We start from the raw sequence: 26,367 nt of genomic DNA, 5'->3' as shown, positions 1-26,367 counted from the left end.
CGGCCCTCGCCGCAGCAGCAGCGAGGGCCGCGACGGCCGGGCGGTCTCAGCCCTTCATGAACCGCCGGTACTGGCGCGCGACCTCCTGGCCGTCCAGGGTGTCGTCGAGCAGCATCAGCGCGTCCATGCGGCAGTCGCACGGGTTGCGCTCGGCGGTGTTCTGCGGGAACGAACCGCCGATCTTGATGCCCTTGGGCAGCGTCGGCGACGTCCCGACACCCCCGTTGGTGCTGTCGAGCTTCCAGGGGTCACCCTTCCGCCGTCGGTGTAGAAGCCCGGCAACGGCTTGCCGTTGCGGTACAACGCCATCTCGCCGGACGTGTAGTCGAACGTCGCCGCCAGGTGGACCCACTCACCCTTGGGCAGGAGGTCCTGCCAGTCCTGCGACGCGGCGAACGTCCGCGAGGCGCCCTCGTCGAGGCGACGCCCGAGCGCCACCAGGCGCAGCTCGCCGTCGACGTCGATGAGCTCCAGGAGCGCACGCACCCCGTGCCCGTCGCTGTCGCCGGAGAGCAGCCCGGCCAGGCCGACGGCGTTGTACACGTCGTCCGGGTCGTCGGTCTCGGTGTTGGGGGCAGGGTGGTCGCCGGTCATCTTGAACCAGCCCATGACGGTGATGCCCTCGGCACCTGAGAACCGCTCCAGCGCCTGGACACCGTCCTCGTCCCAGATGCCTGCCTTCCAGTCGTCGTTGCCCTTGGCATCGGGTGAGACCTGTCGGGTCTGCAAGGCGTTGACGCTGCCCGGGTAGGCGGCATCACGCACCCGCATGTCCGTGCCGCCGTTGACGAGGTCGAGCAGCAGGTTGGCCGAGCCGCCGTCCTCTTCCTTGGCGCCGTCCTGGGCGAAGCCACGCTCGAAGTCGTAGTAGGAGACCAGGCGGTCCGCGATCTTGGGATCGACCTCCTGGCGGGGCTTGATCCGCTCGGCGTCGGTGACCTTCCAGATCGTCCCGTTGGACTTGGCGAGCAGGTACAGGTCGCCCTTGGCGTCGCTGCCGAAGCGCAGGTCCACGCGGACGTCGTCGGTGAAGTCGGTCATCCGCATCCGGTTGCCGTCGGTGTCCTGCAACGCCAGCTCGGTGATCGCAGCCTCCTTCTTCGCACCGCGCCGCATCTGCTTCACCTCGGTGGAGTAGACCGACCCGTTGACCAGGTCGCCGAAGACGTAGCGGCCACGCAGCTCGCGGATGGGACCGCGGTAGACCTGTCCGCCGCTGACGGCGTGGCCGGAGTCCTGGTTGCAGCCCCAGTTGGCCGGGACGTCATGGTCGTAGGAGGCGACGGGGTAGGTGTAGCCCTTCTGCTCCAGCTCATCGGTCAAGGGGTAGAGCCAGCACTGGGTGGCGTTGTCGTAGCGCAGCCGACCCTCGATGTCGCTCCAGCCGAAGTTGTCGCCCTTCTCCACCGCGTAGACCGCTTCGACGGCGCGCTGCCCGATGTGGCCGAGGAACATGCCGTGCGGGCTCGCGGGATCCCACGTGAAGCGGTGCGGATCGCGCAGCCCGAGGGCGTAGATCTCGCCCAGGGCGCCCTCGGTGTCCACGAACGGGTTGGAGTCCGGGATGCCGTACTGGTCGTTCGGGCCACCCTCGCCCAGCGGGTCGATGCGCAGGATCTTGCCGGCCGGGTTCCCCTTGTCCTGGGGGATGTCGGTGTCCAGGCCGATGCCACCGTCGCCGACGGCGAGGTACAGCAGACCGTAGTCCTCATCGCCCGGCTCGGCCGTGGGATTGAAGTCGATCTGCTGGATCGCATGGATCTGGGTGGCGAACCCGAACCGGAAGACCTCCCGACTGGTGCCGGAGAACGTCGTGGCCGAGGGGTCGTCGGCCGTCCACTCCGTCACGACCGACTGCACCGTGGCGTTCGGCTGGTTCGGGTACGTGGGCTCGTGCTCGGCGATGCCGTCCTCGTCGACGGTGTGCGTCGTGTAGAACCTGCCGTTCTCGCTGAACTCGGGGTGGAAGGTGACGAACCCGAAGCCACTGCCCATGCCGCGACCGGAGAAGAAGTGCTCGTCGTGGTCGCGGACGTCCAGGTACTCCGTCTCCCGGCCCTCGCCGTCGAGCAGGTACATCGGCCCGTTGAGGTCCGGCACCGCCAGGCGCCCGGACCCGTCCGGGACCTCGCTGACGAAGTTGATCCGGTTGTGCCGCATGATCCGCGGATCGGTGGGCTCCGGGGTCGGCTCGGACTCCGGCAGCTGGACGACCTCCTGTAGCTCCAGCGCCAGGTCGGCCGGTCTCGGGTCCTCGGGAATCGGGTCGGTGATGGGCGCGTCCGGGTCGTCACCCCTCTCGGCGGTGGCCGCTCCCGGAGCGAGGGCGAGGCCCACGGCCAGGGCTGACAGGCCTGCGATCAGGCGTACGGGCGTGCGGAATCTTCTCATGTGGTGCCGGTCCTTCCCCCCGAAATACGGCACGGGGTGTGTTGGGTGGGTGAGTTCTACAGATGGGGCTCCACGAGCTCGACGTAACGGCGGGCCAGCGTCGCGACGACGTCGTCGCCGGGCGCGGCCCAGACATCGGCGTTGAAGATCTCGACCTCGACGTCGCCTGAGTACCCGGTGGCGGAGACGGCGCGCGTGAAGGCGGCGAAGTCGATGTGGCCGTCTCCCATCATCCCGCGCGAGAGCAGGGCGTCAGGCGGGAGCGGCGTGATCCACTCGCACACCTGGTAGGACGCGATCCGGCCGGCCGCCCGGGAGACCTGCTGCAGGACGTCGGGCTCCCACCACACGTGGAAGGTGTCGACGACGACGCCCACGGCGTCGGCCGGATGCTGCTCGGCGACGTCGAGCGCCTGGGAGAGGGTGGACACGACGCCACGGTCGGCGGCGAAGATCGGGTGCATGGGCTCGATGCCGAGCACCACCCCACGGTCGAGGGCGTGCGGCACGAGGGCGTCGATCGCCTCCGCGGCGCGCTCGCGGGCGGCAGCGATGTCCCGGTCACCCTCCGGCAGGCCACCGGGAACCATGACGAGGGTGGGTGAGCCGAGGGCCGCGGCCTCATCGAGGGCGCGCAGGTTCTCCTCGTGCGCGGCGCGACGTTCCGCCGGGTCTCGGACGGTGAAGAACCCACCACGGCACAGGGAGGAGACCCGCAGGCCGGCGTCGCGCAGCCAGACCGCAGCGGTCGCGACGCCGACCTCGGCCACCGGCTCACGCCACGGGCCGATCGCGGGCAGACCGGCGGCCACACAGCCGTCGATCGCCTCACGCAGCGACCACTCGGCGGTCGTCCGCTGGTTGAGGGAGAGCCGGGCCAGCCGAGGGTCCCCGGCCGTGGGAGTGGGGACGTGGGCGGGCTCACCCGATGGCACGTCGAGGGTGGTGGCGACCGTGGGCCGTGTGCTCATCGGTGCAGCCCCTGGCTCTCCAGCAGCACCCGCATGCGGCGTGCCGCGAGGTCGGGGTCCGGCAGCAGACGGGCGTCGTCGGCCAGCTCCAGCAGGCGCGTCAGGTGCAGGAGGCTGCGGCCGGACTGCAGTCCGCCGACCATCGTGAAGCCTGGCTGGTGGCCGCTGAGCCAGGACAGGAACGAGATGCCTGTCTTGTAGAACCACGTCGGAGCGGCGAAGACGTGCCGCGAGAGTGGCAGCGTCGGTGCCATCTCGGCGTCGTAGCGCTCCAGGTCGCCGGCATCGAGAGCGGCCAGGGCGGCCGAGGCCGCGGGGGCAACGGCCGCGAACGCACCGAGCAGCGCATCGGAGTGCAGGGCGCCGTCACCCCGGATGAGCTCCGGGTAGTGGAAGTCATCCCCCGTGTACAACCGCACCCCCTCGGGGAGCGCGGCCCGCAGACGGGTCTCGTGCTCCGCCGAGAGCAACGAGACCTTGACCCCGTCGATGCGCTCGGCGTGCTCACGGACGAGGTCGAGGAAGGTCTGCGTGGCGACGTCGACGTCGACGGACCCCCAGTAGCCGCGCAGGTTCGGGTCGAAGGCCTCACCCAGCCAGTGCAGGATCACCGGCTCGCGCACCTGGCCGAGGAGGGCGTCGTAGACCTTGCGGTAGTCGTCGGCGTCCCGGGCCACGGCAGCCAGGTGTCGCGACGCCATGATGATCACCTGCGAGCCGGTGGACTCCACGAAGCCCACCTGCTCCTCGTAGGCCGCGACGACGTCGGCCACGCCGTCCAGCTGCTCACGGTGGTCCGTCCCGGCACCGGAGGCGATGCGGGCGCCGGCCGAGCGGGCGAGGTCCGCGCTGCGTCGCACCAGCTCCTGCACGGCCGGCCAGTCGAGACCCATGTTGCGCTGCGCCGTGTCCATGGCCTCGGCCAGGCCCATCCCGTGGCTGAACAGGTGCTGGCGGAACGCGAGGGTGGCCTCCCAGTCGACCGCGGCCGGTGAGCCGGGCACGTTCTCGCCCAGCGGGTCGGCCACGACATGGGCCGCTGCGAAGGCCACACGTGAGGAGAACGGACCGGGGTGGGTGCCCCATGCCCGCGGCTCGGCGAGGGTCCGCTCACGCCACGTGCCGTCGGCCGCGGGCAGGTGGATGCTCGTCATGCCGTGACCTCGCGCGCTCCCAGCTCGATGCGCCGGCCCTCACGGGAGGAGGCGTACCCGGCGTCGACAAGCTGCAGTCCACGCACCCCGGCGGAGAAGTCGAACCGATGAGGTCGTCCGGCGTGCACGTCGGCCAGGAACTGCTCCCACTGTGCACGGAAACCGTTGGCGAAGTCCGTGTTGTCCGGAACGGCGTCCCACTGCGAACGGAAGTCCTCCGTGGTCGGCAGGTCCGGGTTCCACACCGGCATCGGGGTGCGGACCCGAGGCTGCACGCGGCAGTCGAACAAGCCGGCGACGGCCGAGCCGTGGGTGCCGTCCACCTGGAACTCCACGAGCTCCTTGCGCTCCACCCGCACCGCCCAGGAGGAGTTGACCTGGGCGATCACGTCGCCCTCCAGCTCGAAGATCGCGTACGCGGCGTCGTCGGCAGTGGCGGAGTAGGGGCGCCCCTGCTCGTCCCAGCGCTCCGGGATGTGGGTGACGGCCTTGGCGGTGACAGCCTCGACGCGGCCGAACAGGTTCTCCAGGACGTAGTTCCAGTGGCAGAACATGTCCAGGACCATTCCGCCGCCGTCCTCGGCGCGGTAGTTCCAGCTGGGGCGCTGTGCGGGCAGGTAGTCGCCCTCGAAGACCCAGTACCCGAACTCGCCACGCACCGAGAGGATGCGGCCGAAGAATCCGCTGTCGATGAGTCGCTTCAGCTTGGCCAGGCCCGGCAGGTAGAGCTTGTCGTGCACGACACCGTGGATGATGCCGGCTGCCTCGGCGGCGTCGACGAGCTCCTGACCGTCGGGGACGGACTCGGCCGTCGGCTTCTCGGTGAAGACGTGCTTGCCGGCGGCGATCGCGGCGAGGATCGCGTCCTTGCGCTCGCTGGTGACCTGGGCGTCGAAGTAGATCGGGGCGGTCGGGTCGGCCAGGGCCTGCGTCAGGTCCGTGGTCCACTCCGCGATGCCGTGCTCCTTGGCCAGCCGGGCGAGCTTCTCCTCATTGCGCCCGATGAGCACCGGCTCCACCTGGATCCGGTCACCGCCGGGCAGCACCACTCCGCCGTCGTCACGGATCGCGAGGATCGAGCGCACCAGGTGCTGGCGGTAACCCATCCGGCCGGTGACGCCGTTCATGAGGATGCGGTACGTGGTCTCAGGCATGCGTGTGCTCCTCGGGGGTGTTCTGGGTCTGGGCCGATGACTGGGCCGGCGTCTGGGGGCGGCCGCCGAGGTAGAGCTCGGCCAGCTGCGGATCGGCCAGCAGGTCGGCGGCAGGGCCGTCGATGTGGACGCGGCCGAGGTCGAGGACACAGCCGAGGTCGGCGGTCTCCAGGGCCCGGCGGGCGTTCTGCTCGACCATGAGGACGGCGAGCCCGGCGTCGCGCATGCGGACGACCTGCTCGAAGACGGTGGACGTGGTCTTCGGGTCCAGCCCCATCGACGGCTCATCGAGCAGCACGACCGAGGGACTCACCATGAGCGAGCGGGCGAACTCGACCTGCTTCTGCTGGCCGCCCGACAAGGCACCCGCAAGAGCGGTCCAGCGGTCGCCGACAACGGGGAAGAGCGTCTTGACGAAGTCGATCCGCTCATCGACGAGGGCCTTGTCGCGCACCGTGTACGCGCCCAGACGCACGTTCTCCTCCACCGTCATCTCGCGGAAGACGGAGTGTCCCTGCAACACGTGGGCGAGCCCGGCCTGCAGCATCTGCTGGGGACCGTGGCCAGTCACGTCCTGCCCGGCCACCCGGATGGTTCCGCCGCGGGGGCTGAGCATGCCACTGGCCACCTTCAGGACGGTGGACTTGCCCGCGCCGTTGGGGCCGACCAGGCAGACGACGCTCGCGGGCGGCACGGTGACGGTGAGTCCTCGCAGGACGAGCGCGGCTCGGCCGTACCCGGCCTCGATGTCCCGGAGTTCAAGGAGAGGGGGTTCAAGGAGAGGGGGCTCGAGCAGAGGCTCGCTCTGGTTCGGGGTGTCAGATGCCAAGATAGGCCTCCAGGACTCGGGGGTCGTTCTGCACGACCGACGGGGCGCCCTCACAGATGGGCCGGCCACGGTCGAAGACCACGACGTGGTCCGACAGGCTCATGACGAGGTCCATGTTGTGCTCGACGACGATGAACGTCTTGCCCTCGGCGTTGAGGGAGCGGACGAGGTCGGCGATCCGGTCGATGAGTGCCGGGTTCACACCGCCGGCGGGCTCATCGAGCATGATCGTCTCGGGGTCGGCCATGAGGACGCCGGCCAGCTCGAGCAGCTTCTGCTGCCCGTAGGAGAGGTCGCGTGCCTCGGTGTCCTCGAGGTGGTCGATGCCGACGCGGGTCAGCAGCTCCCGCGCCCGCTCGATGTCCGCCCCGTCGCGGGCCGACCTCAGCATGCGGCTCAGCCCGCCGGGGCGGACCGCGACCAGGAGGTTCTCCAGCACCGTAAGCCGCGGGAAGATCCGGCACAGCTGGAAGCTGCGCCCGATCCCGGCCCGGGCGATGCGGTGCGGCGCATGGGTGGTGATGTCCCGCCCGCGATAGCTCGTGGTGCCGGAGTCGGCTCGGATCATGCCCGTGACGCAGTTGAAGAACGTCGTCTTTCCCGACCCGTTGGGCCCGATGAGTGCGTTGACCTTGCCGTGCTGGAAGCTCACCGACGCACCGTCGAGCGCCTTGACGCCGCCGTATGCCTTGCGCAGCTCGACGGTCTCGAGGCTGCGGACGGTGGGCTCGGCCTGCGTCGCGGTCATCGCAGGGCCTCCTCGGGCTCGTGGGTCTCGCTCGGGTCGGCCGCCTGCTGTCGTCGCTGGTCGGCGAGCTCGGCCTGGGTCTGCTCGCGGATCGAGGCGGCCTGTGGCCGGAACCGTTTGAACAGTGAGATGACGGCGGGGATGATCCCGTCGGGCATGAAGAGCACGACGACGGCCAGCAGCACCCCGAGGGCGACCAGGTGGAACTGCGTGTCGCCGTACTGCGCCTTGAAGAACTCCAGGGCGTAGCCGACGATGACGGCACCCAGCAAGGGACCGAACAGGCTGCGGATGCCGCCCAGCAGGCTCATCAGCACCATGTAGGAGCCGATCAGGATGGAGAACTGGAAGATCGGGTCCAGGAAGCCGAACCACAGGGCGTACATCCCGCCGGCGATCGCGGTGAAGAACGCCGAGATGATGAAGACGGCCAGCTTGTAGCCGAACGTCGGGACGCCCAGCGCCTGCGCCTTGTCCTCGTCCTCGCGGATGGCCTTGAGCCCCATGCCGAAGCGCGAACGGTCGATCGCCCACCAGGCCAGCAGGAGGAAGGCGAGCAGCAGGGCGTGCAGGTAGAAGAACCGCTCGTGCTGCTCGGGTCGCAGCACGTCGGAACCGAAGGGGCGTGGGATCCGCAGACCGTTGGAGCCGCCGGTCACCGAGCCCCAGCTCTGGAAGACCAGCAGCAGGATGAGCACGAGCGCGATGGAGACGATCACGAAGGAGGCGCCGCGCACCCGCAGGCTCGCGATGCCGATCGGGACGGCGAGCAGAGCCACGACGGCGGCACCGGCGAACAGCGCCACCCACGGGTTCATCCCGGTCTCGATGATCAGCAGGCCGGTGGCGTAGCCGCCGAGGCCGGAGTAGGACGCGTGGCCGAGGGAGATGTAGCCGGTGAACCCGCCCACGAAGTTCCACGAGGTCGCGAGGACGGCATAGCTCATGATGACGACGCCGACGGACAGGATGAACGGGTCCGGCGCCACCTGCGGGAAGGCGATCGCCACGGCGACGAGTGCCACGACGCCCAGGCTCTTGGCCACGGTGGCTGGACCCGGGACTGGCCCAGCGGCGCGGGTGCGGTCAGAAACGTTGCGCAAGACGACCTCCGAAGATTCCTTGGGGACGCAGCATCAGCGTCGCGAAGAGCGCGACGTAGAACAGCGTCTGTGCCCAGGTGGTCCCCAGCGGGAGCTGGAGCAGCGCCTGCCCCATCCCGAGCACCATCGCGGCGATGGCGGCTCCGGGGATGGAGCCCAGGCCACCGACGACGATGATCGCCATGAGCGGGCCGATCCAGTGCCAGTGCAGGGACGGGTAGATGGTCGAGTCCAGGGAGAGCGCCGTGCCGCCGACGGCGGCGGTGGCCAGACCGAGGCCAAAGCCGTAGCCCGCCACTCGCTCGGTGTTGATGCCCACCAGCTGCGCGGCCTCGGGGTGCTGGATGGTGGCGCGCAGTGCCTGCCCGAACCGGGTGAACTTCATCAGGGCGAAGAGCGCCAGCAGAGAGGCCGCGGCCAGACCGAAGGCGATGAGCTTGACGACGGCGATGTTGGCGCCGAAGAACTCCAGGCTCGAGCCGGAGTACGGCAGCTGGATGCGCCGCTGCGTCCCGCTGAACAGGAAGCCCAGCATCCCCTCGATGATCAACGCGATGGCGAAGGTCAGCAGGACCGACATCATCGTCAGGGTGGCCGGACGCAGCCGGGCGATCAGCCCGCGCTGCATCAGGACACCCATGACGAAGAACAGCGGCACCGTGATGACGAGCGACAGCAACGGGTCGAGACCGGTCTGGGACGTGAAGTACCAGGCGAGGTAGGCGGCCAGGATGAGGAACGCCGAGTGGGCGATCATCACCACCCGCATGACACCGAAGTACAGCGTCAGTCCGGCTGCGAGCAACGCGTACAGACCACCGAGCAGGACACCGAGCACGATGCTCTGCAGGATGAGCGACCCGGTCATCGTGTCCTCCCCCCGATATGCACCACTGGGTTCACCACTGGACTCACCATGGGGGCTTCTCGGCGATGAAGTCGGCCTCGGCGGTCTCGTCGGGCAGCACGATCTTGATCTCGCCGTCGACGTACTGCTGTATGAGGTGGGCGCCCTGGGGGCGACCCTCGGCGTCCCACGTCAGCGGGCCGACGACGGTCTCGACCTCGTGGTCCCGCAGCCAGTCGATGAGCTGCTGCTGGCACTCGGGGTCCGGCGACGCGCACTCCACCGCCTCGACGGCAGCCGCGACGACCTGACCGGTCGTCCACGCATTGGCTTCGTCCTCATTGGGTGCGTCGCCGTTGAGCTCGGTGTAGTACTCGACGAACTCGGCGTTGGTGTCCCACTCCGCCTCGGGTGTGTACCCGGTGGGCGAGAGGATGCCCTCGGTCTGGTCGCCGATCGCCTCGGGGAACTCCGGGTTGGTGGGCGCGGTGGAGAACGTCGCCATCGTCGGCTGGTAGTCGAGCTGGCGCAGCGCGACGATGAGGTTGACGGCGTCCTGGTACTGCGTGCCGCCCACGACGATGTCGGCGTCGGCGTCGGCGATCTTGTTGGCGATCGAGCTGAAGTCCGTCGTGTTGGGTGGATAGACCTCGTTGACCACGGTCTCGACGCCCATCTCCTCCAGACGGTCCTTGAGGCCGTAGGCGGTGCCCTGGGCGAACGGGTCGTCCATCGAGGCGTAGGCCGCGCTCTGGGGCCGCTCGTCCTCGGGGAGGGCCTCGATGTGGTCGGCGAGGTGGTTGTAGTGGTCCTGCGCGACGGCGGGGGCGGCGTAGAAGAGGTTCTCGAAGCCTTGCGTGAAGACCTCCTCCGCGGCTCCGGCGGGCTCGACGAACAGGAACCCGTAGTCCTCGGCGACCTGGGCGGCGGGGACGACCAGACGGGTGGAGAACGGTCCGAAGATGAGGTCGACGCCGTCCTGGTTGATGAGCTTCTCGTAGTCGGCGGCGACGCGGTCGGCGTTGGACTGGTCGTCGAGGATCTTCAGCTCGACCTCGCGGCCCAGCAGGCCGCCGTTCTCGTTGACGTGGGAGGCCCAGGCCTCGTAGCCGCGCTGCACGCCCTTGCCCGGCTCGGAGAAGTCACCGGTGAGGGGCAGCGAGATGCCGATGACGAGGGGGTCGTCGGAGTCGGCGTCGTCGCCCGAGGAGCCGCCGCTGAGGCAGCCGGCGAGGGTGACAGCGGCGATGCCGGCGCCGGCCACGGCAGCGAGACCGCGTCGGGTTGGTCGGCTGGAGGCCGGGGTTCGGGTGGGGTGGGCCATCTGTGCTCCTCGGTTCTTGCCACGTGGGTGGTGGGGCGGTCTCTGGTGCGGTGGTGCTCGACCGCGACGCCCGTCGGACGCGACATCTGAGTTACGTAAGCGCTTTCGTAACCGTTTGCGCTACGGTAGACCGTGACCCCGGTCACGTGTCAAGGGCCACTCGGTAATCAGGTGACCTGCAGGCAGGGGTGTGGACAGGTCGACGAGTCAGGAGGGTGCGGTGAGTGCAGGGCCAGGGGTGAGGTTGAAGGACGTGGCCGAGACCGCCGGCGTCTCGATCGCCACGGCCTCGCGTTCCCTCGCCGGTCGCGACGGAGTGAGTGACTCCGTGGCCGAGCGCGTGCGGGAGGTGGCCGGACAGATGGGCTACGTCGCCAACGTGCACGCCCGCTCCCTGGCCGGAGGTCCCACCACGTCGGTCGGACTGGTCGTGCACGAGATCGGCGACCCGTACTTCGCCGAGATCGCCACGGGGGTCATGCGCGTCGGCGCGAGCAAGGGCCTGACCGTGCAGGTCTGCCACACCGGACGCGACCCTGACCAGGAGCTCACCCAGATCCGATCCCTCATCGCCCAGCGGGTCGGCGGCATCGTCATTGCCGGGTCGGGCTTCGTCGACCCCGCCGACCAGGCGGAGGCCAGGCGTGACCTCAAGGCGTACCGGACCCTGGGTGGTCGGGTCGCCGTGATCGGACGCCACCACCTGGGGGTCGACGCCGTGCTGCCGGACAATCTCGGCGGTGGACGCTCGGCGACCGAGCACGTCCTGGAGCTCGGTCACACCCGCATCGCCTTCGCGGCCGGCTCCCGACGGCTGACGACGGTCGCCGACCGGCTGGGCGGTGCCCAGGAGGCACTGGCCGCCCGCGGACTCGACCTCGGACGGTTCCCCGTCGTGGAGGCAGCCTTCACCCGCGAGGGCGGCAAGGTGGCCGCCCACCGGATCATGGAGGAGGATCGGCGGACCACGGCGATCCTCGCACTCAACGACGACATGGCCATCGGTGTGCTGTCGGCCCTGCGCTCACGGGGGGTGCGGGTGCCCGAGGACGTCTCCGTGGTGGGCTTCGACGACATCGAGGTGGCCGAGGACCTTGCGCCGTCCCTCACCACGGTGCGCCTGCCCATGGTCCAGATGGGGGAGCAGGCGTTGTCGCTGGCGCTGCTGGAACCGGCGTCCCGGCCACGGCGGCGCACGACGGACCACGAGCTGGTCGTCCGCGGCTCCACGGCGGGACCGGGCGCATGAGCGAGCGATCATCTGGAAGGACCGCATGAGCGAGGGACGTGCGACGGTGCTGCTTGCGCCGGACAAGTTCAAGGGATCGCTGACCGCCCCGCAGGTGGTGGCAGCGCTCACCCGGGGGCTGCTGTCGGGCGATCCGGACCTGCGGGTGCGCTCGGTCCCCGTGGCCGACGGTGGGGACGGCACCGTCCAGGCGGCGCTGTCCGCGGGCTACGCCCCGGTGTCGGTCACCGTCGAGGGCCCCACCGGTGACCCGGTACGCACCACGTGGGCGCGGCAGGGTGGCGTGGCAGTCGTCGAGCTGGCCGATGCCTGCGGCCTGTCGCGCCTGACCGGGGCGCCCGACCCCCTCGGAGCCTCGAGCCGAGGGCTCGGCGAGGTGCTGCTGGACGTGCTCGAGACCGACGTCGAGCGGATCGTCGTGGGCATCGGAGGCAGCGCGAGCACCGACGGCGGGGCCGCGATGGTGGCCGCACTCGGCGCGCGGATGCGGGACGCGTGGGGCCGCCGGGTCAAGGACGGCGGTGGTCTGCTGGGGGAGACGGCGTATCTCGACGTGAGCGGCCTGCACCCGCGGCTGGCAGAGGTCGAGATCGTCGTGGCCTGCGACGTCGACAACCCGCTGACCGGGCCCGCCGGTGCTGCCGCCGTCTACGGACCGCAGAAGGGAGCTGGACCGCACAGCGTCGCCCTGCTGGATGCGGCGCTGGAGCACTGGGCGAGGCTGGTCCGTCAGGCCACGGGATCGGACTACCGGGACGTCGCCGGCGCCGGCGCCGCCGGAGGGGTCGGGTTTGCCGCCATGGCACTGCTCGGCGCCCGTCTGCGCCCCGGCGTGGAGCTGGTGCTGGAGCTCGTCGACTTCGAGTCCCAGGTGGCCGGTGCCGACCTCGTGGTGGTGGGCGAGGGTTCCCTCGACGAGCAGAGCCTGCGTGGCAAGGCCCCCGTCGGCGTGGCCGCGGCAGCCCGCCGGGCCGGCGTGCCGGTCGTGGCCGTGTGCGGGCGTCGAGACGTCTCCGAGGCCGCCTTGGATGCCGTGGGCATCAATGGTGTGCATGCGCTCACCGACCTCGAGCCGGATCCGCAGGAGTGCCTCCACCGTGGCGCGGAGCTCCTGGAACGGCTGGCAGTACGTCTCCTGCCCGCGATCCGTGCTCGCGGCGCCTGTCCATGACAGGCTGGGCGAGGACAAGGGGGACTCACATGAGCGCATCACCGGACGGACACGAACACACCCACCCGCTGTGGGAGCTGCAGCGCTCCCTCGTGCGCGACCATGCCTTCACCGATCTCACGCACGCGTTCTTCCCCGGCATGCCGCACTTCCCGGCCTTTCCCGACGAGGAGCGTGAACAGCACTTCAACGTCGATCCCCACGGCTTCGCCGTGCATCGGCACACGATCGTCGGCCAGTGGGGCACCCATGCCGACCCGCCGTCACACTTCGTCGACGGCGCCCGGAGCCTGGATGAGATCCCGGTGGAGCAGATGGTGCTGCCGCTCGTCGTGCTGGACATCTCAGAGCGCGTGCGCACGAACCCCGACGCCGTCGCGACCCTGGACGACGTCGCCGCCTGGGAACGACGTAACGGTCCGGTGCCCCAGGACGCATTCGTCGCACTGCGCACCGACTGGAGTCACCGGTGGCCCGACAACGACGCGATCGCCAACCACGACGCCGACGGCGTGGCGCACTACCCCGGCTGGTCGCGGTCGGTCCTGGAGGACCTCGTCGAGCGAGCCGGGATCCGCGCCATCGGGCACGAGACCACCGACACCGACCCCGGCAGCGCGACGTCCGCCGGTGACTACGGCTTGGAGCTGTACCTGCTGGAGCAGGACCGGTGGCAGATCGAGCTCATGACCAACCTGCACCTCGTGCCCGAGGCCGGAGGGATCGTGGTCGCCACGTGGCCCAAGCCGCGCGGCGGGTCAGGCTTCCCGGCACGCGTCTTCGCCATCCACGAGCGCTAGGCGGACACCGCCTAGGCATCAGCGTCGCAGCCGTCTGGTGATCTCGGCTGCCGTCTCCTGCACGGGCGCCACCAGCTCGCCCGGATCACGGTGGCTCTCCCAGGTCACGGCCACGGACGCATGGATCGCCCCGGCCTCGATCGGTGCCGCCACCGACGCGAACCCAGGTGTCACCTCCCCGTCCTCCACAGCATGTCCACGCCGCCGCGTCTGCACGAGCAGGCGGTGCAGCTCCGTCGGCGTGGCGGGTCCCAGCCCGGTACGGGAGCTGAACGCCCCACGGCCGGGGTAGAGGGCCCGCACCTGGGCCGCCGGGAGGCCGGCGAGGATCGCCCGCCCCGATGCGGTCAGGTGGGCGGGTATCCGCACGCCCACGTCGGTGACCAACGGTGGGCGGCCCGGCGCGCGCTCCTCGATGACGTACAGGGCGTCGCCGCCGTGCAGCACGACCAGGTGCGCCGACTGCCCGACCCGGTCCACGAGGCGAGCCAGCGGGACCCGACCCAGTCGGGCCAGTGGTTCCTGCCGGGCGAATCCGTGGCCGACCTCCCACGTGGCGATCCCGGTACCCCACGTGCGGTCGTCGACGTAGTGGACGACGAAGTCCTCCGCGGCCATCGCCGAGAGCAGGTGGTACGTGGAGGACCGGGGCATCCCGACCGCGGAGGCAATCCGTGAGGCCGAGACGGGAACAGGCTGGGCGGAGAGGAAGCGTAGGACGCGCAGCGTCGCGGTGGCGGCCGGGACCGGGCGGGACATGACCTCATTGTCTCGTATCCGAGATGATTTGTGCCCCGATGCCATGGCACAGGATGCGTCGCAGGACGTCTGATGAGGGTATGGAGACCATCGAGGTGGGCATCGGGCCGATGAGCGCCGACGACGTCGTGCGCGTGGCGCGGCACGGCGCAGGCGTCACCTTGACCGACGAGGCCCGGGAGGCGATCGGGCGGGCCCGGTCCGTCGTGGAGGGCCTGGCCGCCTCAGAGGAGCCCGTGTACGGCGTCTCCACCGGGTTCGGGGCGCTCGCGACGCGGCACATCGAGCCGGGCCTGCGGACGCAGCTCCAGCGCAGCCTGGTCCGCTCGCACGCCGCCGGTACGGGTGAGCGGGTCGAGGTCGAGGTCGTCCGGGCGCTCATGCTGCTGCGACTGTCGAGCCTGGCCACCGGACGCACAGGGGTGCGCCCGGAGACGGCCGACGCGTACGTCGCGCTCCTGGACGCGGGCCTCACCCCGGTCGTGCACGAGCACGGGAGCCTGGGCTGCTCGGGCGACCTCGCCCCGCTCGCGCACTGCGCGCTCGCCGTCATGGGTGAGGGGGAGGTCGACGACCACGGCACCCTGCGGCCGGCGGCCGAGGCGCTGGGTGATCACGGCATCACGCCGGTGGAGCTTCAGGAGAAGGAGGGGCTCGCCCTCATCAACGGCACCGACGGGATGCTGGGGATGCTCGTGCTGTCGATCCACGACCTGCGCCGACTCCTGGAGACCGCCGACCTCACCGCGGCGATGAGCATCGAGGGCCTCATGGGCACCGATCGCGTGCTCGCAGCGGACCTGCAGCAGCTGCGACCGCACCCCGGTCAGGCGACCTCCGCCGCTCACATGGCCGCGCTGCTCGCCGGGTCCCCGATCGTCGCGAGCCACCGGTACGGCGACGACCGGGTGCAGGACGCCTACTCCCTGCGCTGCTCCCCACAGGTCCACGGCGCGGCCCGCGACACGCTCGAGCACGCCTCGACGGTCGCGGCGCGTGAGCTGGCCTCCGCGATCGACAACCCGTCGGTGCTGCCGGACGGGCGACTGGAGTCGCACGGGAACTTCCACGGAGCGCCTCTCGCGTACGTGCTGGACTTCCTGGCCATCTGCGTCGCGGACGTCGCGAGCATGAGCGAGCGGCGCACCGACCGGTTCCTCGACGCGAGCCGCAGCCATGGCCTCCCGCCGTTCCTCGCCGACGATCCCGGCGTGGACTCCGGGCTGATGATCGCGCAGTACACGCAGGCCGCGATGGTCGCCGAGCTCAAGCGGCTCGCGGCGCCGGCGAGCGTGGACTCCATCCCGTCCAGTGCGATGCAGGAGGACCACGTCTCGATGGGCTGGGCAGCGGCGCGCAAGCTGCGCCGCGCCGTCGAGCTGCTCGGCCGGGTCCTCGGCATCGAGGCCATGACCGCGGCCCGCGGCCTCGAGCTGCGGGACCCGCTCGAGCCGGCCGCACCGACCGCGGCGGCGGTCGCGGCGCTGCGCGAGGACGTCGCCGGAGCGGGGCCGGACCGCTTCCTCGCACCGGAGGTCGAGGCGGCCGGCGCGCTCGTGGTCTCCGGTGCCCTCCTCGACGCCGCCCACGCAGCCCTCGACACCCCAGCTCCCGACGGCACAGCTCCCGACGGCACAGACCTCTCGTCCCGACCAGCCCCAGGAGGCCGCCGATGACTCGACCGACCGTCCGCGCCCCACGCGGGAGCACGTTGACGACGCGCTCGTGGCAGACCGAGGCGCCGCTGCGGATGCTCATGAACAACCTCGACCCCGAGGTCGCCGAGCGTCCCGAGGACCTCGTCGTCTACGGGGGGACGGGACGTGCTGTACGCAGCTGGCAGGCCTACGACGCCATCGTCAGCACCCTGACCACGCTCGAGGACGACGAGACCCTGCTGGTGCAGTCCGGCAAGCCGGTCGGCGTCTTCCGCACCCATGTCTGGGCGCCACGCGTGCTGATCGCCAACTCCAACCTCGTGGGGGACTGGGCGACGTGGCCCGAGTTCCGCCGGCTGGAGGCCGAAGGGTTGACCATGTACGGCCAGATGACTGCCGGCTCGTGGATCTACATCGGCACCCAGGGCATCCTGCAGGGCACCTACGAGACGTTCGGCGCCGTCGCCCGCAAGAGGTTCGGCGGAACGCTCGCCGGCACGCTCACGCTCACCGCCGGCGCGGGCGGCATGGGTGGGGCGCAGCCGTTGGCGGTGACGATGAACGAGGGGACGGTGCTGGTCGTCGACGTCGATGAGTCGCGGCTGCGCCGTCGGGTCGAGCACGGCTACCTGGATGAGTACACCGGCGACCTGGGCCAGGCCGTCGAGCGAGTCGTGGCTGCCCGCGCCGAGCGTCGTGCCCTCTCGGTCGGTGTCGTCGGCAACGCGGCGACGGTCTTCGGCGACCTGCTCGAGGCGGGTGTGCCGATCGACGTCGTGACTGATCAGACCAGCGCACACGACCCACTCAGCTACCTGCCGGTGGGCATCAGCGTCGCGGACTGGCAGGCCGAGGCGACCCGCGACCCGGAGGGATTCACCGAGCGGGCCCGGGCCTCGATGGCCGACCACGTCCGGGCCATGGTCGGCTTCGCCGACGCCGGCGCCGAGGTCTTCGACTACGGCAACTCCATCCGCGAGGAGGCCCGGCTCGGTGGGTTCGAGAGGGCGTTCTCCTTCCCGGGCTTCGTCCCGGCCTACGTCCGGCCCCTGTTCTGCGAGGGCAAGGGCCCCTTCCGTTGGGCGGCACTGTCCGGGGACCCGGCGGACATCGCGGTCACCGACCGCGCGATCCTCGAGCTGTTCGGTGACGACGAGCACCTTCGGCGCTGGATCACCCAGGCCGGGCAGAAGGTGCACTTCGAGGGGCTGCCGGCCCGGATCTGCTGGCTGGGCTACCGCGAGCGGCACGTCGCCGGACTGCGGTTCAACGAGATGGTCGCCTCCGGCGAGCTGAGCGCACCGGTCGTGATCGGGCGTGACCACCTCGACTCCGGATCCGTCGCGTCGCCGTACCGCGAGACCGAGTCCATGGCCGACGGGTCCGACGCCATCGCCGACTGGCCGCTGCTGAACGCGCTGCTCAACACCGCCTCGGGAGCCACGTGGGTCTCGTTGCACCACGGTGGCGGCGTCGGGATCGGCCGATCGATCCATGCCGGGCAGGTCGTCGTCGCCGACGGCACGCCGCTGGCCGCCGAGAAGATCGAGCGGGTGCTGGTGAACGACCCGGGATCGGGTGTCATGCGGCACGTCGACGCAGGCTACGAACGGGCCGCGGAGGTGGCCGCCGAGCGTGGCCTGCGGGTGCCGATGGCCGAGGGGGAGTGACGGTGCCCATGGCGACCGGGGCCGCGCAGACGCTGCTGGGAGAGCTGGCCGACATCGGCCGGGACCCGCGCTCCGGCGGGTACCGCAGGCATGCCTGGGACGACGCCGACATGCAGCTGCGCGAGTGGTTCGTGGGCGCGGCGCAGGCGCGTGGGCTGCAGACCGACGAGGACGGCAACGGCAACCTGTTCGCCCGCTGGACCCCTGGGCCGGGAGGCAGCGGCGACGACGCCGTGCTGATCGGCTCCCACCTCGACTCGGTGCCCGACGGGGGAGCGTTCGACGGCCCGCTCGGCGTGGTGTCCTCCTTCGCGGCGATCGACCGGCTGCGCGCCGAGGGCTTCGCACCCGCGCGGCCGGTCGTGGTGGCGTGCTTCGCCGATGAGGAGGGCGCCCGGTTCGGCATCGCGTGCGCCGGGTCGCAGCTCGCCACCGGGGCGTTGGATGCCGACCGCGCGCTCGGGCTGCGTGACGTCGACGGGCAGACCCTTGCCGAGGTGATGACCGCGCGCGGTCGCGACCCGGGAGCCGTCGGTCCCACCGACCTCACACGCACCGTCTCGACGTTCGTGGAGCTGCACGTGGAGCAGGGACGTTCGCTCGTCCACTCCGGGGACGCGGTGGGGGTCGCCACGGCGATCTGGCCGCACGGCCGCTGGCGGCTCGACTTCTGCGGCGCCGCCGACCATGCCGGAGCCACCGAGATGGCCGATCGTCGCGATCCGATGACGACGTACGCTGCGGCGGTCCTGGCGGCACGCCGCCTGGCCACCGAGCACGGTGCCCGTGCCACGTTCGGTCGGCTGTCGGTCGAGCCCGGGGCGACCAACGCGATCCCTTCGCGGGTGCGGGCGTGGCTGGACGCCCGTGCCGCCGACGAGCCGACGCTCCAACGGCTCGTCGACTCGCTCGTGACGGACGCGCGCCGGACCGGTGCCGAGGACGGCACCGAGGTGGTGCTCACCACCGAGTCTCAGAGCCCGGCGGTGACCTTCGACGGTCCGCTGCGTGAGCGGTTGGCGGGTCTGCTCGATGCCCCGGTGCTGCCCACCGCCGCGGGCCACGACGCCGGTGTCCTCGCCCCCCACGTGCCGACCGCGATGCTGTTCGTGCGCAACCCCACTGGCGTCTCGCACTCTCCGGCCGAGCACGCCGACGCCGCCGACTGCACCGCCGGCGTCGCCGCGCTCACCGACGTCGTCCGCGACCTGGCCGGTGGGCCGACGTGAGTCCCGTCGGGTCCGAGGTCCCCGGCCTCGCGAACTGCCACAGCCACGTGGTCCACCGGGCCCTGCGCGGCCGGGTGAGGGGCGCCGGCTCGTTCTGGCAGTGGCGGGAGCAGATGTACGCGCTGACATCGGTGATCGACCCCGACCTGCTGCATCGCCTGGCTCGCGCCACCTATGCGGAGATGCGGCTCGCGGGGATCACCAGCGTCGGGGAGTTCCACTACCTGCACCACCAGGCGGACGGCGCGGGGTACGCAGACCCCAACGAGCTGGGGGAGGCCGTCATTGCTGCCGCCAGCGACGTCGGGCTGCGGATCTGCCTGCTGGACACGTGCTACCTGACCGCCGGGTTCGGCCGTGAGCCCGAGGGCGTCCAGGTGCGCTTCAGCGACGGTGACGTGGACGCGTGGGTGGCACGGGCGACGGACCTGGCAGCGCGGCACGCGGGTCGTGACGACGTCGTGGTGGGGTCGGCCGTGCACTCGGTGCGCGCCGTGCCGGCCGAGCAGGTGCCCGACGTGGTGGCCGCGCTGCCCGACGCGCCGCTGCACGTGCACGTCTCCGAGCAGCCGCGCGAGAACACCGAGTGCCTGGCCGCGACCGGTCTCACGCCCGTGGCCCTGCTGGCCGAGGCCGGCGTCTGGAGCCCTCGGACGACAGCGGTGCACGCCACGCACCTGACGTACGAGGACGTCGCGATCCTTGGCGGCTCCGGGGCCCACGTGTGCTTCTGCCCGACGACGGAGGCCGAGCTCGGCGACGGCGTAGGACCGAGCGTGGCGCTGCGCGACGCCGGCGCCCGGCTGACCCTGGGCTCGGACAGCCACACCGTCATCGACCTGTTCGCCGAGGCCCGGGCGGTGGAGATGCACGAGCGCCTGACCACAGGGGTGCGAGGCGCATGGACGGCCGACCAGCTGTGGGAGGCGGCCACCGCGACCGGGCACGCCTCGCTCGGGCTGGGCCCGGGGGAGCCGGTGCGTGTGCGGGGCACGGTCCGCACGGCCGGTGCCGAGGAGCTCCTGTGGGCGGCCGGTGCAGCCGACGTCCTGCCGCCGACCGGGCTCGACCCCGACGAGGTGGCGGCCGAGCTCGAGACCGTGGTCAATGACTGCTGGAGGCGCACATGAGCGAGCGCGAGCGAGTGAACCAGCAAGAGGTCATGCGGTCACGTCCTATTCTGTGCTCTTCTGAGGACGTTGCCGCATGACGTCGCAACTGCTCACGAACATCGGCGAGCTGGTGACGTGGGACGAGGAACGCCCCGTCCGGCACGACGCCGCCCTCGTCGTGGAGGACGGCCGGGTGGCGTGGAGCGGTCCGCGTACTGATGCGCCGGCCGCCGACGACTCACTCGACGTGGCCGGAGCGGCCGTCGTGCCCGGCTTCGTCGACTCACACACCCACCTGGTCTTCGCCGGGGACCGGTCGACGGAGTTCGAGGCACGGATGACGGGGCAGCCGTACACCGCCGGGGGAATCCGCACCACGGTCGCGGCCACACGGACGGCCACGGACGAGCAGCTGGCCGAGGGCGTGGACCGGCACCTGCGGGAGATGAGGGCGCAGGGGACCACCACCGTGGAGATCAAGAGCGGCTACGGGCTCACGGTCGAGGACGAGGCCCGCTCGCTCGCGGTCGCGCGCCGGTTCACGCAGGAGACCACCTACCTCGGGGCGCACGTGGTCCCCGACGGCACCGACGTGCACGCCTACGTCGACCTCGCCACCGGTGCCATGCTGGAGGCCTGCGCCCCGCACTCCCGATGGGTCGACGTGTTCTGCGAGGACGGGGCCTTCGGTGCCGACGAGGCCAGACGCGTCCTGACCGCAGGCGTCGCCGCCGGGCTCGTCCCACGCATCCACGCCAACCAGCTGGGCCACGGACCGGGTGTGCAGCTCGCCTGCGAGCTGGGGGCGGCCGCCGCGGACCACTGCACGTTCCTGACCGACGAGGACGTGGACGCACTCGCCCGCACCGACGTGGTGGCGGGCCTGCTGCCGGGCGTGGAGTTCTCCACCCGCCAGCCCTACCCGGACGCCCGGCGTCTGCTGGATGCCGGGGTGACGGTGGCACTGGCCAGTGACTGCAATCCCGGCAGCTCCTACACGTCGTCGATGGCGTTCTGCATCGCGATGGCGGTCCGGGAGATGGGGATGAGCCCCCGCGAGGCACTCTGGGCGGCGACGGCCGGCGGCGCGCGGTCCCTGCGCCGAGACGACGTCGGGCACCTGCGGGTCGGGGCGCAGGCGGACCTGGTGGTGCTGCGTGCGCCGTCGCTGGTGCACCTGGCCTACCGACCCGGCGTCCCGCTCGTCGAGCGGGTGCTCACCGACTCGCCGCGTCCTGAAGGTGCGCCCACCGGCAGGGTTTGACACAGTGCAGCGTGTCGTCTCATCGAGGGGAGTGCCATGACGCCGCGTCGTGACCCGGTCCCAACCGTCATCGCCTGGGTCGTGGCTGCCGTCTCGGCCGGCTACCTGGCGCTGTGGCAGCGCCGGCGCCAGGCCCAGCGCCCGACCGAGCCCGTGCTCGACGACGTGCCGCGCGAGGACGAGGAGCCGAAGGGCCCGACCCAGCTGAACGGGTCGTCCTACAAGCTCGCCTTCTCCGGTGCCGTCGCCAAGTTCTCCAAGGACCAGGGGACCGACCTCGCCGCCGCGCTCACCTACTACTCGGTCCTCGCGCTCTTTCCCGCCCTCATCGCCCTCGTCTCGCTGCTGGGTGTCTTCGGGCAGGGCGCCAGCACCGTGAACGCCGTCCTGGACGTCTTCGGCGAGTTCGTCCCCGAGGACTCCCTGGACACGATCCGTCCGGTCGTGGAGTCCATGGCACAGAGCACAGCAGCCGGCCTGGGACTGTTCGTGGGCCTGCTGGGCGCCCTGTGGTCGGCCTCGGGCTACGTCGGCGCCTTCGGTCGCGCCATGAACCGGATCTACGGTGTCGAGGAGGGGCGGCCGGTCTGGAAGCTGCGTCCGGCCATGCTGCTGGTGACCTTCGTCGTCGTCGTGCTGTGCGCCCTCACCGCACTCTCGCTCGTCCTGACCGGCCCGGTGGCCCGAGCGGTGGGTGACGTCGTGGGCGTCGGTGACGAGGCCGTCCAGGTGTGGGGGATCGCCAAGTGGCCGGTCATGTTGCTCATCGTCGTGGCGATCGTCGCCATCTTGTACCACGCCACCCCGAACGTGCAGCAGCCGAAGTTCCGGTGGATCAGCATCGGCGCGGCCTTCGCGGTCATCGTGTGGATCGTCGCGTCGGGCCTGTTCGGGCTCTACGTCTCGATGGCGGGCAACTACAGCGCGACCTACGGGTCGTTGGCCGGCGTCATCGTGTTCCTGCTCTGGCTGTGGATCACCAACATCGCCCTGCTGCTGGGGGCCGAGCTCGACGCGGAGATCGAGCGGAGTCGCGAGCTGCAGGCCGGGTTGAGGGCCGAGGAGGACATCCTGCTGCCGCCCCGCGACACCTCGGGAATCGAGAAGAAGGCCGAGAAGGAGCGCGAGCGCGTCGCGGCGGCACGCGCCGTGCGTGAGCAGCACGAAGAAGTCTGACCACGCCGGATCCAGGTCGGCATCATGGGGTGGTGCGAACACCCGTTCCGGCGCCGGAGGGGGGTCCCGTCGGTGGGTCGGACAGTCGACCGACCACCGTGGGTTCCTCGCGTCCGCGCAACGTGGGCTCGCCCTCCTGCTGCCACTCGCGCCACTCGTCCCCCAGAGCCTCCTCGACCGTCCGCCACGTCACGAGCACGCCGCCGGGCACACCCTTGGCGAGGTCGGTGAGCCGCGCCGCGGCGTTGACCGCGTCGCCGATGACCGTGTACTCGAACCGTGACTCGTGCCCGACGTTGCCGGCCACGACGTCACCGGTGGAGACGCCGATGCCCGCCCGGATCTCCGGCACCTCCTCGGTGAGGCGCCTGGCGATCGCCCGCGCGGCGCGCAGGCTCGACCCGGCGTGGTCGTCGAGGGAGCGGGGTGCGCCGAAGATGGCGAGCACGGCATCGCCCATGAACTTGTTGACGAGCCCGTCCTGGGCGGTGACCTCCTCGACGATGACCGCGAAGAAGCGGTTGAGGACCTCCACGACCTCCGTCGGGTCCCGCCGCGCCGCGTAGGTGGTGGAGCCGACGAGGTCGACCATGAGGGTGGAGACGGTGGCGGCGGTGCCGCCGAGCTCGCTGTCGTCCGCCGGCCCCCGGCCCGTTGGACGGTCGTCCGTCGACCTCTGCGCCGTGGCGACCTGGGCGACGTCGTGGCCGACGTGCCGGCCGAACAGGTCACGGATGCGTTCGCGCTCGCGCAGTCCCGCCGCCATCTGGTTGAAGCCGGCCTGCAGCCTGCCCAGCTCGGTGCTGTCGTCCACGGGCACCTCGACGTCGTAGTCGCCGTGGCGCACGCGGTCCACGCCGTCACGCAGCGAGGCGACCGGGCCGGCGACCGCGCGGCCGTCGAGGACGGTCACGAGCAGGCCGAAGACCAGGATGACGCCGGTCAGGGACAGCACCACCAGCACGACACGCCCCAGGCTCATCGGCTGCCACGTGACCGCTGCGACGCACGTCGCGACGATCCCGAGGATCGGGACGGCCGTGCCCAGTGACCAGAAGACCACCATGCGCCGCAACAGCCCGGTGCCGTCGACGTTCTCCAGCGGCCCGTCGGTGAGGGCGCGCGCGGCGATCGGCCGGAACGCGTACTCGCTGATCAGGTAGGCGATCGTGCACACGACGGTGCCGGCGATGACGACCGAGAGACCGGCGCTCAGGGTGGTCGCGGGCTGCAGGACGGCCGAGAGCACCGAGAACAGGACGACGGCCGCACTCCAGAGCACCACCTGGATCAGGGTGAGCCGTCCCGACAGCGTAAGCGCGGTGCGACGTTCCTCCTCCGTGGGCTGACGGTCCTGCAGGGCCCAGCGCAGAGGACGCAGGCAGGCGACCGTCCCGACCGTCGCCCCGACGACCACCGCGACCCCGACGTAGACGGGCGTGGCGATCGCGAGGCTGAGTGCGTAGGCCTCGTTCGGCCGCCCGCCGGGCAGCACCCACAGTCTCAGGATCAGGACGATCCCGGCCCCGATGACGTTGGTGATGACGAGCAGGACGGTCAGCAGCAGCTGGATGCGCACCCGCAGGCTCCGCGTGGACTGGGTCGGCGACCCCAGCAGACGCGCACCGCGCATCCGTCCGTGGGTCATGTGATCACGTCCTCGGCAGGGCGGGAGCAGGAGCGTGCCCGCATGAGGCATCCGTGGTTCACGCATCTCGGCCCGGCACTGCGCTCGGCCTCGGGGAGGTGCCCCCAGGGAGGTCCCCCCAGCTGGCGCTCGCTCATGGTTGCTCGTTTCTGTGAGGTCGTGCCGATCGTAGTCGCCGGTCCGCGGGCGGAGCGGGATTGGCGATGGTCGAGCGGCGGGTGAGCGCATCTCGGACGGATGCCTGACGTGGACCGGTTGTCGTGGACACCCCAGCACTCACGTGGGAAGATCACGCCCGAGCGGTGAAACCACCGGCGTCTCGGGACCCAGAGAGGACCATCCCATGGCATTCAAGTCCGACAAGGTCGACAAGGAGCTCGTCAGGCGTCTCGTCGAGCTCACCGGTCTCGGTGAGAGGGACGCGACGACGCTCGCGCGCGCCGGTCAGGACGTGCGGGTGCCCGAGGGCTGGTCGATCATCTTCGAGACCACGCCCTCCGACAAGGCCTACATCCTGCTCGAGGGCACCGTCGACATCCGCAAGGGTGGTGAGAAGATCGCCGAGGTCGGCCCCGGTGGCGTGCTCGGTGAGATCGGTCTGCTGAACCACCAGCTGCGCAGCGCCTCCGTCGTGGCGGCCACGCCCATCGTGGCCATCCACTTCACGGCCGAAGCGATCAGTGACCTGGTTCGCGACGTCCCGGCCTTCTCCGATCTGTTCAAGGATGCCGCGCAGAGCCACACCAACGACTAGACAGCGTCTGCCGAGATCCCAGGTCGCTGCCTCACCACCGGCGTCGCACGATGGGTGCGGGGCACCGTGCCCCAGGACGGAGGACCACGATGAGCCAGCAGCGCGAGCCCGCCGGCCCCGGCCAGGAGGTCAATGCCGACGACCCGGGCGTGCCGAACGATCCCCCCGGACCTGACGTGCCCCAGGAGACCAGCGGCCCCCATGCGCCGGACGTCCCGGGTCACCCCACCGACGACGGTCCGGAGGGCGTGCAGCACCACGGTGGCGACGAGGAGGACTCCGAGGAGGGCATCGCCCAGGTGGGCGACGTCGAGGGAACGAAGTCCGCAGAGGGCTCCAACGGCACCGGCGAGGGCTCCGGTGAAGGCCCCTCCGACATCGGAGCGCCCACCAAGCCGGCCGAACCCGCCAGCTGATCGGGACCAGTCGGTCAGGACCAGTCAGTGTGGCGTTCGCGCTTGAGCGCGGAACGCCGCTGCTCCCGTTCCCGACGCCGCTTGCGGGACGCTCGGCTGGCACGGGTGGCACGGCGCGGACGCGCAGGGACGAGCGCCGCGGCGACGAGCTCCTCCAGCCGGACCCGGGCGGACTCCCGGTTGCGGTGCTGCGAGCGATAGGCGGACGAGGCGACCGTCAGGACGCCGTCGCGCAGACGCGACCGGAGGGCCGTAGCCACCCGCTGCCTCTCCTCATCGGTGAGCGCCGACGTCGCGGACAGGTTCCAGCTCAGCTCGACCCGCGTGTCGCTGGTGTTGACGTGCTGCCCGCCAGGGCCCGAGGAACGACTGAACCGCCAGGTCAGCTCGTCGTCGGGCAGGTGGAAGCGGGACATCCCCCGACGATAGCGATGAGGTCGTGGTCGCCGCGCCCTCAGCCTCCCGAGACATAGCTGCTGAGCTGGTCGCGCTCGAACTCCAGCTGCTCCATGCGGTGCTTGACCGCATCGCCGATGCTGAGGACGCCCACGAGCCGGTCGTCGTCGTCGATCACCGGCACGTGGCGGACGCGGTGCTCGGTCATGGTGGCCATCAGCGAGCCGAACGGATCCTCGGGCCGGCAGCGCTGCACGTCAGTGGTCATGATGCTCTCGACCGTGGCCTCACGGGCCCGCTCGACGTCGCGCAGCTTGCGGACGATGTCGCGCTCGGAGACGATCCCGAGCATCGTGGTGCCGTCGTCGCTGACCACGAGCGCACCGATGTTGTGCTCGGCGAGCACGTCCAGCAGCTCGCGGACCGTGGCCCGTGGGCTGATCGTGTGGACCTCGGCACTTCCCTTGGACGACAGGACGTCGCTGACGCGCATGGCTCCTCCTGCAGGGTCGGGTCCGTGCAGTGTAGGCCAGGTCACATCGAA

24 protein-coding genes are annotated in these 26,367 nt (G+C 71.0%); 11 read left to right on the top strand and 13 right to left on the bottom strand.

The annotated features are described in order from the left end of the window. Window positions 1–114 precede the first annotated feature (114 nt). From ACEVFP_RS13060 to ACEVFP_RS13020, 9 genes are read right to left on the bottom strand one after another with little or no spacing between them, the layout of a single operon-like run. Complete coding sequence (locus ACEVFP_RS13060) at window positions 115–2,391, bottom strand: PQQ-dependent sugar dehydrogenase (protein WP_374999901.1); 2,277 nt, start codon at window positions 2,389–2,391, stop codon at window positions 115–117. A gap of 56 nt (window positions 2,392–2,447) precedes the next feature. Beyond that, window positions 2,448–3,362 (bottom strand): sugar phosphate isomerase/epimerase family protein, encoded by a 915-nt coding sequence (locus ACEVFP_RS13055; protein WP_374999900.1) that lies wholly within the window; start codon window positions 3,360–3,362, stop codon window positions 2,448–2,450. Then, window positions 3,359–4,516, bottom strand: coding sequence for a dihydrodipicolinate synthase family protein (locus ACEVFP_RS13050; RefSeq protein ID WP_374999899.1), 1,158 nt, complete (start codon window positions 4,514–4,516; stop codon window positions 3,359–3,361). The genes ACEVFP_RS13055 and ACEVFP_RS13050 overlap by 4 nt, the downstream gene beginning before the upstream one ends. After that, on the bottom strand, window positions 4,513–5,670 hold the full coding sequence (locus tag ACEVFP_RS13045; protein WP_374999898.1) for a Gfo/Idh/MocA family protein: 1,158 nt from the start codon (window positions 5,668–5,670) through the stop codon (window positions 4,513–4,515). Before ACEVFP_RS13045 ends, ACEVFP_RS13050 begins: the two co-directional genes overlap by 4 nt. Then, the gene (locus ACEVFP_RS13040; protein ID WP_374999897.1) at window positions 5,663–6,499 is read right to left on the bottom strand and encodes an ABC transporter ATP-binding protein; all 837 of its coding nucleotides are present in this window, start codon (window positions 6,497–6,499) and stop codon (window positions 5,663–5,665) included. Before ACEVFP_RS13040 ends, ACEVFP_RS13045 begins: the two co-directional genes overlap by 8 nt. Further along, the gene (locus ACEVFP_RS13035; RefSeq protein ID WP_374999896.1) at window positions 6,489–7,247 is read right to left on the bottom strand and encodes an ABC transporter ATP-binding protein; all 759 of its coding nucleotides are present in this window, start codon (window positions 7,245–7,247) and stop codon (window positions 6,489–6,491) included. Before ACEVFP_RS13035 ends, ACEVFP_RS13040 begins: the two co-directional genes overlap by 11 nt. Next, window positions 7,244–8,293, bottom strand: coding sequence for a branched-chain amino acid ABC transporter permease (locus ACEVFP_RS13030; protein ID WP_374999895.1), 1,050 nt, complete (start codon window positions 8,291–8,293; stop codon window positions 7,244–7,246). The genes ACEVFP_RS13035 and ACEVFP_RS13030 overlap by 4 nt, the downstream gene beginning before the upstream one ends. Before the next feature lie 40 nt (window positions 8,294–8,333). Beyond that, window positions 8,334–9,218, bottom strand: a complete 885-nt coding sequence (locus ACEVFP_RS13025) for a branched-chain amino acid ABC transporter permease (protein ID WP_374999894.1) — start codon at window positions 9,216–9,218, stop codon at window positions 8,334–8,336. Between the two features lie 43 nt (window positions 9,219–9,261). Further along, a complete protein-coding gene (locus ACEVFP_RS13020) occupies window positions 9,262–10,521 on the bottom strand; it encodes an amino acid ABC transporter substrate-binding protein (RefSeq protein WP_374999893.1) in 1,260 nt (419 codons plus the stop codon). A gap of 253 nt (window positions 10,522–10,774) precedes the next feature. On the opposite strand from ACEVFP_RS13020, the gene ACEVFP_RS13015 reads away from it, so the two are divergent. From ACEVFP_RS13015 to ACEVFP_RS13005, 3 genes are read left to right on the top strand one after another with little or no spacing between them, the layout of a single operon-like run. Beyond that, on the top strand, window positions 10,775–11,770 hold the full coding sequence (locus ACEVFP_RS13015) for a LacI family DNA-binding transcriptional regulator (protein WP_374999892.1): 996 nt from the start codon (window positions 10,775–10,777) through the stop codon (window positions 11,768–11,770). Between the two features lie 25 nt (window positions 11,771–11,795). Then, the gene (locus ACEVFP_RS13010; protein WP_374999891.1) at window positions 11,796–12,941 is read left to right on the top strand and encodes a glycerate kinase; all 1,146 of its coding nucleotides are present in this window, start codon (window positions 11,796–11,798) and stop codon (window positions 12,939–12,941) included. 29 nt (window positions 12,942–12,970) lie between these two features. Continuing rightward, a complete protein-coding gene (locus tag ACEVFP_RS13005; RefSeq protein WP_374999890.1) occupies window positions 12,971–13,741 on the top strand; it encodes a cyclase family protein in 771 nt (256 codons plus the stop codon). Between the two features lie 18 nt (window positions 13,742–13,759). Here the strand turns inward: ACEVFP_RS13005 and ACEVFP_RS13000 are convergent, their stop codons facing one another. Further along, window positions 13,760–14,500, bottom strand: a complete 741-nt coding sequence (locus tag ACEVFP_RS13000; protein WP_374999889.1) for an IclR family transcriptional regulator — start codon at window positions 14,498–14,500, stop codon at window positions 13,760–13,762. Between the two features lie 80 nt (window positions 14,501–14,580). On the opposite strand from ACEVFP_RS13000, the gene hutH reads away from it, so the two are divergent. From hutH to ACEVFP_RS12970, 6 genes are all read left to right on the top strand, one after another. Then, window positions 14,581–16,176 (top strand): histidine ammonia-lyase, encoded by a 1,596-nt coding sequence (gene hutH / locus ACEVFP_RS12995; protein ID WP_374999888.1) that lies wholly within the window; start codon window positions 14,581–14,583, stop codon window positions 16,174–16,176. Then, window positions 16,173–17,828: a urocanate hydratase gene (gene hutU, locus ACEVFP_RS12990; protein ID WP_374999887.1), complete on the top strand. Its 1,656-nt coding sequence runs from the start codon at window positions 16,173–16,175 to the stop codon at window positions 17,826–17,828. Before hutH ends, hutU begins: the two co-directional genes overlap by 4 nt. 8 nt (window positions 17,829–17,836) lie before the next feature. Continuing rightward, window positions 17,837–19,057, top strand: coding sequence for an allantoate amidohydrolase (locus ACEVFP_RS12985; protein WP_375003829.1), 1,221 nt, complete (start codon window positions 17,837–17,839; stop codon window positions 19,055–19,057). Further along, the gene (locus ACEVFP_RS12980; protein WP_374999886.1) at window positions 19,054–20,187 is read left to right on the top strand and encodes a formimidoylglutamate deiminase; all 1,134 of its coding nucleotides are present in this window, start codon (window positions 19,054–19,056) and stop codon (window positions 20,185–20,187) included. The genes ACEVFP_RS12985 and ACEVFP_RS12980 overlap by 4 nt, the downstream gene beginning before the upstream one ends. A gap of 76 nt (window positions 20,188–20,263) precedes the next feature. After that, the gene (hutI, locus tag ACEVFP_RS12975) at window positions 20,264–21,433 is read left to right on the top strand and encodes an imidazolonepropionase (protein ID WP_374999885.1); all 1,170 of its coding nucleotides are present in this window, start codon (window positions 20,264–20,266) and stop codon (window positions 21,431–21,433) included. Between the two features lie 36 nt (window positions 21,434–21,469). Next, window positions 21,470–22,609 carry a YihY/virulence factor BrkB family protein gene (locus ACEVFP_RS12970; RefSeq protein WP_374999884.1) on the top strand — a complete coding sequence of 380 codons (1,140 nt, stop codon included), beginning with the start codon at window positions 21,470–21,472 and terminating at the stop codon, window positions 22,607–22,609. 22 nt (window positions 22,610–22,631) lie between these two features. On the opposite strand, the gene ACEVFP_RS12965 is transcribed toward ACEVFP_RS12970, so the two are convergent. Then, window positions 22,632–24,257: an adenylate/guanylate cyclase domain-containing protein gene (locus ACEVFP_RS12965; protein ID WP_374999883.1), complete on the bottom strand. Its 1,626-nt coding sequence runs from the start codon at window positions 24,255–24,257 to the stop codon at window positions 22,632–22,634. A 343-nt stretch (window positions 24,258–24,600) separates the two neighbouring features. Between ACEVFP_RS12965 and ACEVFP_RS12960 the strand changes: the two genes are divergently transcribed. After that, the gene (locus ACEVFP_RS12960) at window positions 24,601–25,011 is read left to right on the top strand and encodes a cyclic nucleotide-binding domain-containing protein (protein WP_374999882.1); all 411 of its coding nucleotides are present in this window, start codon (window positions 24,601–24,603) and stop codon (window positions 25,009–25,011) included. Between the two features lie 89 nt (window positions 25,012–25,100). Further along, on the top strand, window positions 25,101–25,427 hold the full coding sequence (locus ACEVFP_RS12955) for a hypothetical protein (RefSeq protein ID WP_374999881.1): 327 nt from the start codon (window positions 25,101–25,103) through the stop codon (window positions 25,425–25,427). 14 nt (window positions 25,428–25,441) lie between these two features. Here the strand turns inward: ACEVFP_RS12955 and arfB are convergent, their stop codons facing one another. Beyond that, complete coding sequence (gene arfB, locus ACEVFP_RS12950; protein ID WP_374999880.1) at window positions 25,442–25,843, bottom strand: alternative ribosome rescue aminoacyl-tRNA hydrolase ArfB; 402 nt, start codon at window positions 25,841–25,843, stop codon at window positions 25,442–25,444. A gap of 38 nt (window positions 25,844–25,881) precedes the next feature. After that, window positions 25,882–26,316: a CBS domain-containing protein gene (locus tag ACEVFP_RS12945; RefSeq protein WP_374999879.1), complete on the bottom strand. Its 435-nt coding sequence runs from the start codon at window positions 26,314–26,316 to the stop codon at window positions 25,882–25,884. Window positions 26,317–26,367: the final 51 nt, after the last annotated feature.

The organism is Aeromicrobium sp. CTD01-1L150, assembly GCF_041951745.1.
Lineage (GTDB): Bacteria > Actinomycetota > Actinomycetes > Propionibacteriales > Nocardioidaceae > Aeromicrobium.
The sequence above is the reverse complement of the archived record's forward strand: the minus strand, read 5'-3'. Positions and strand labels throughout refer to the sequence as shown.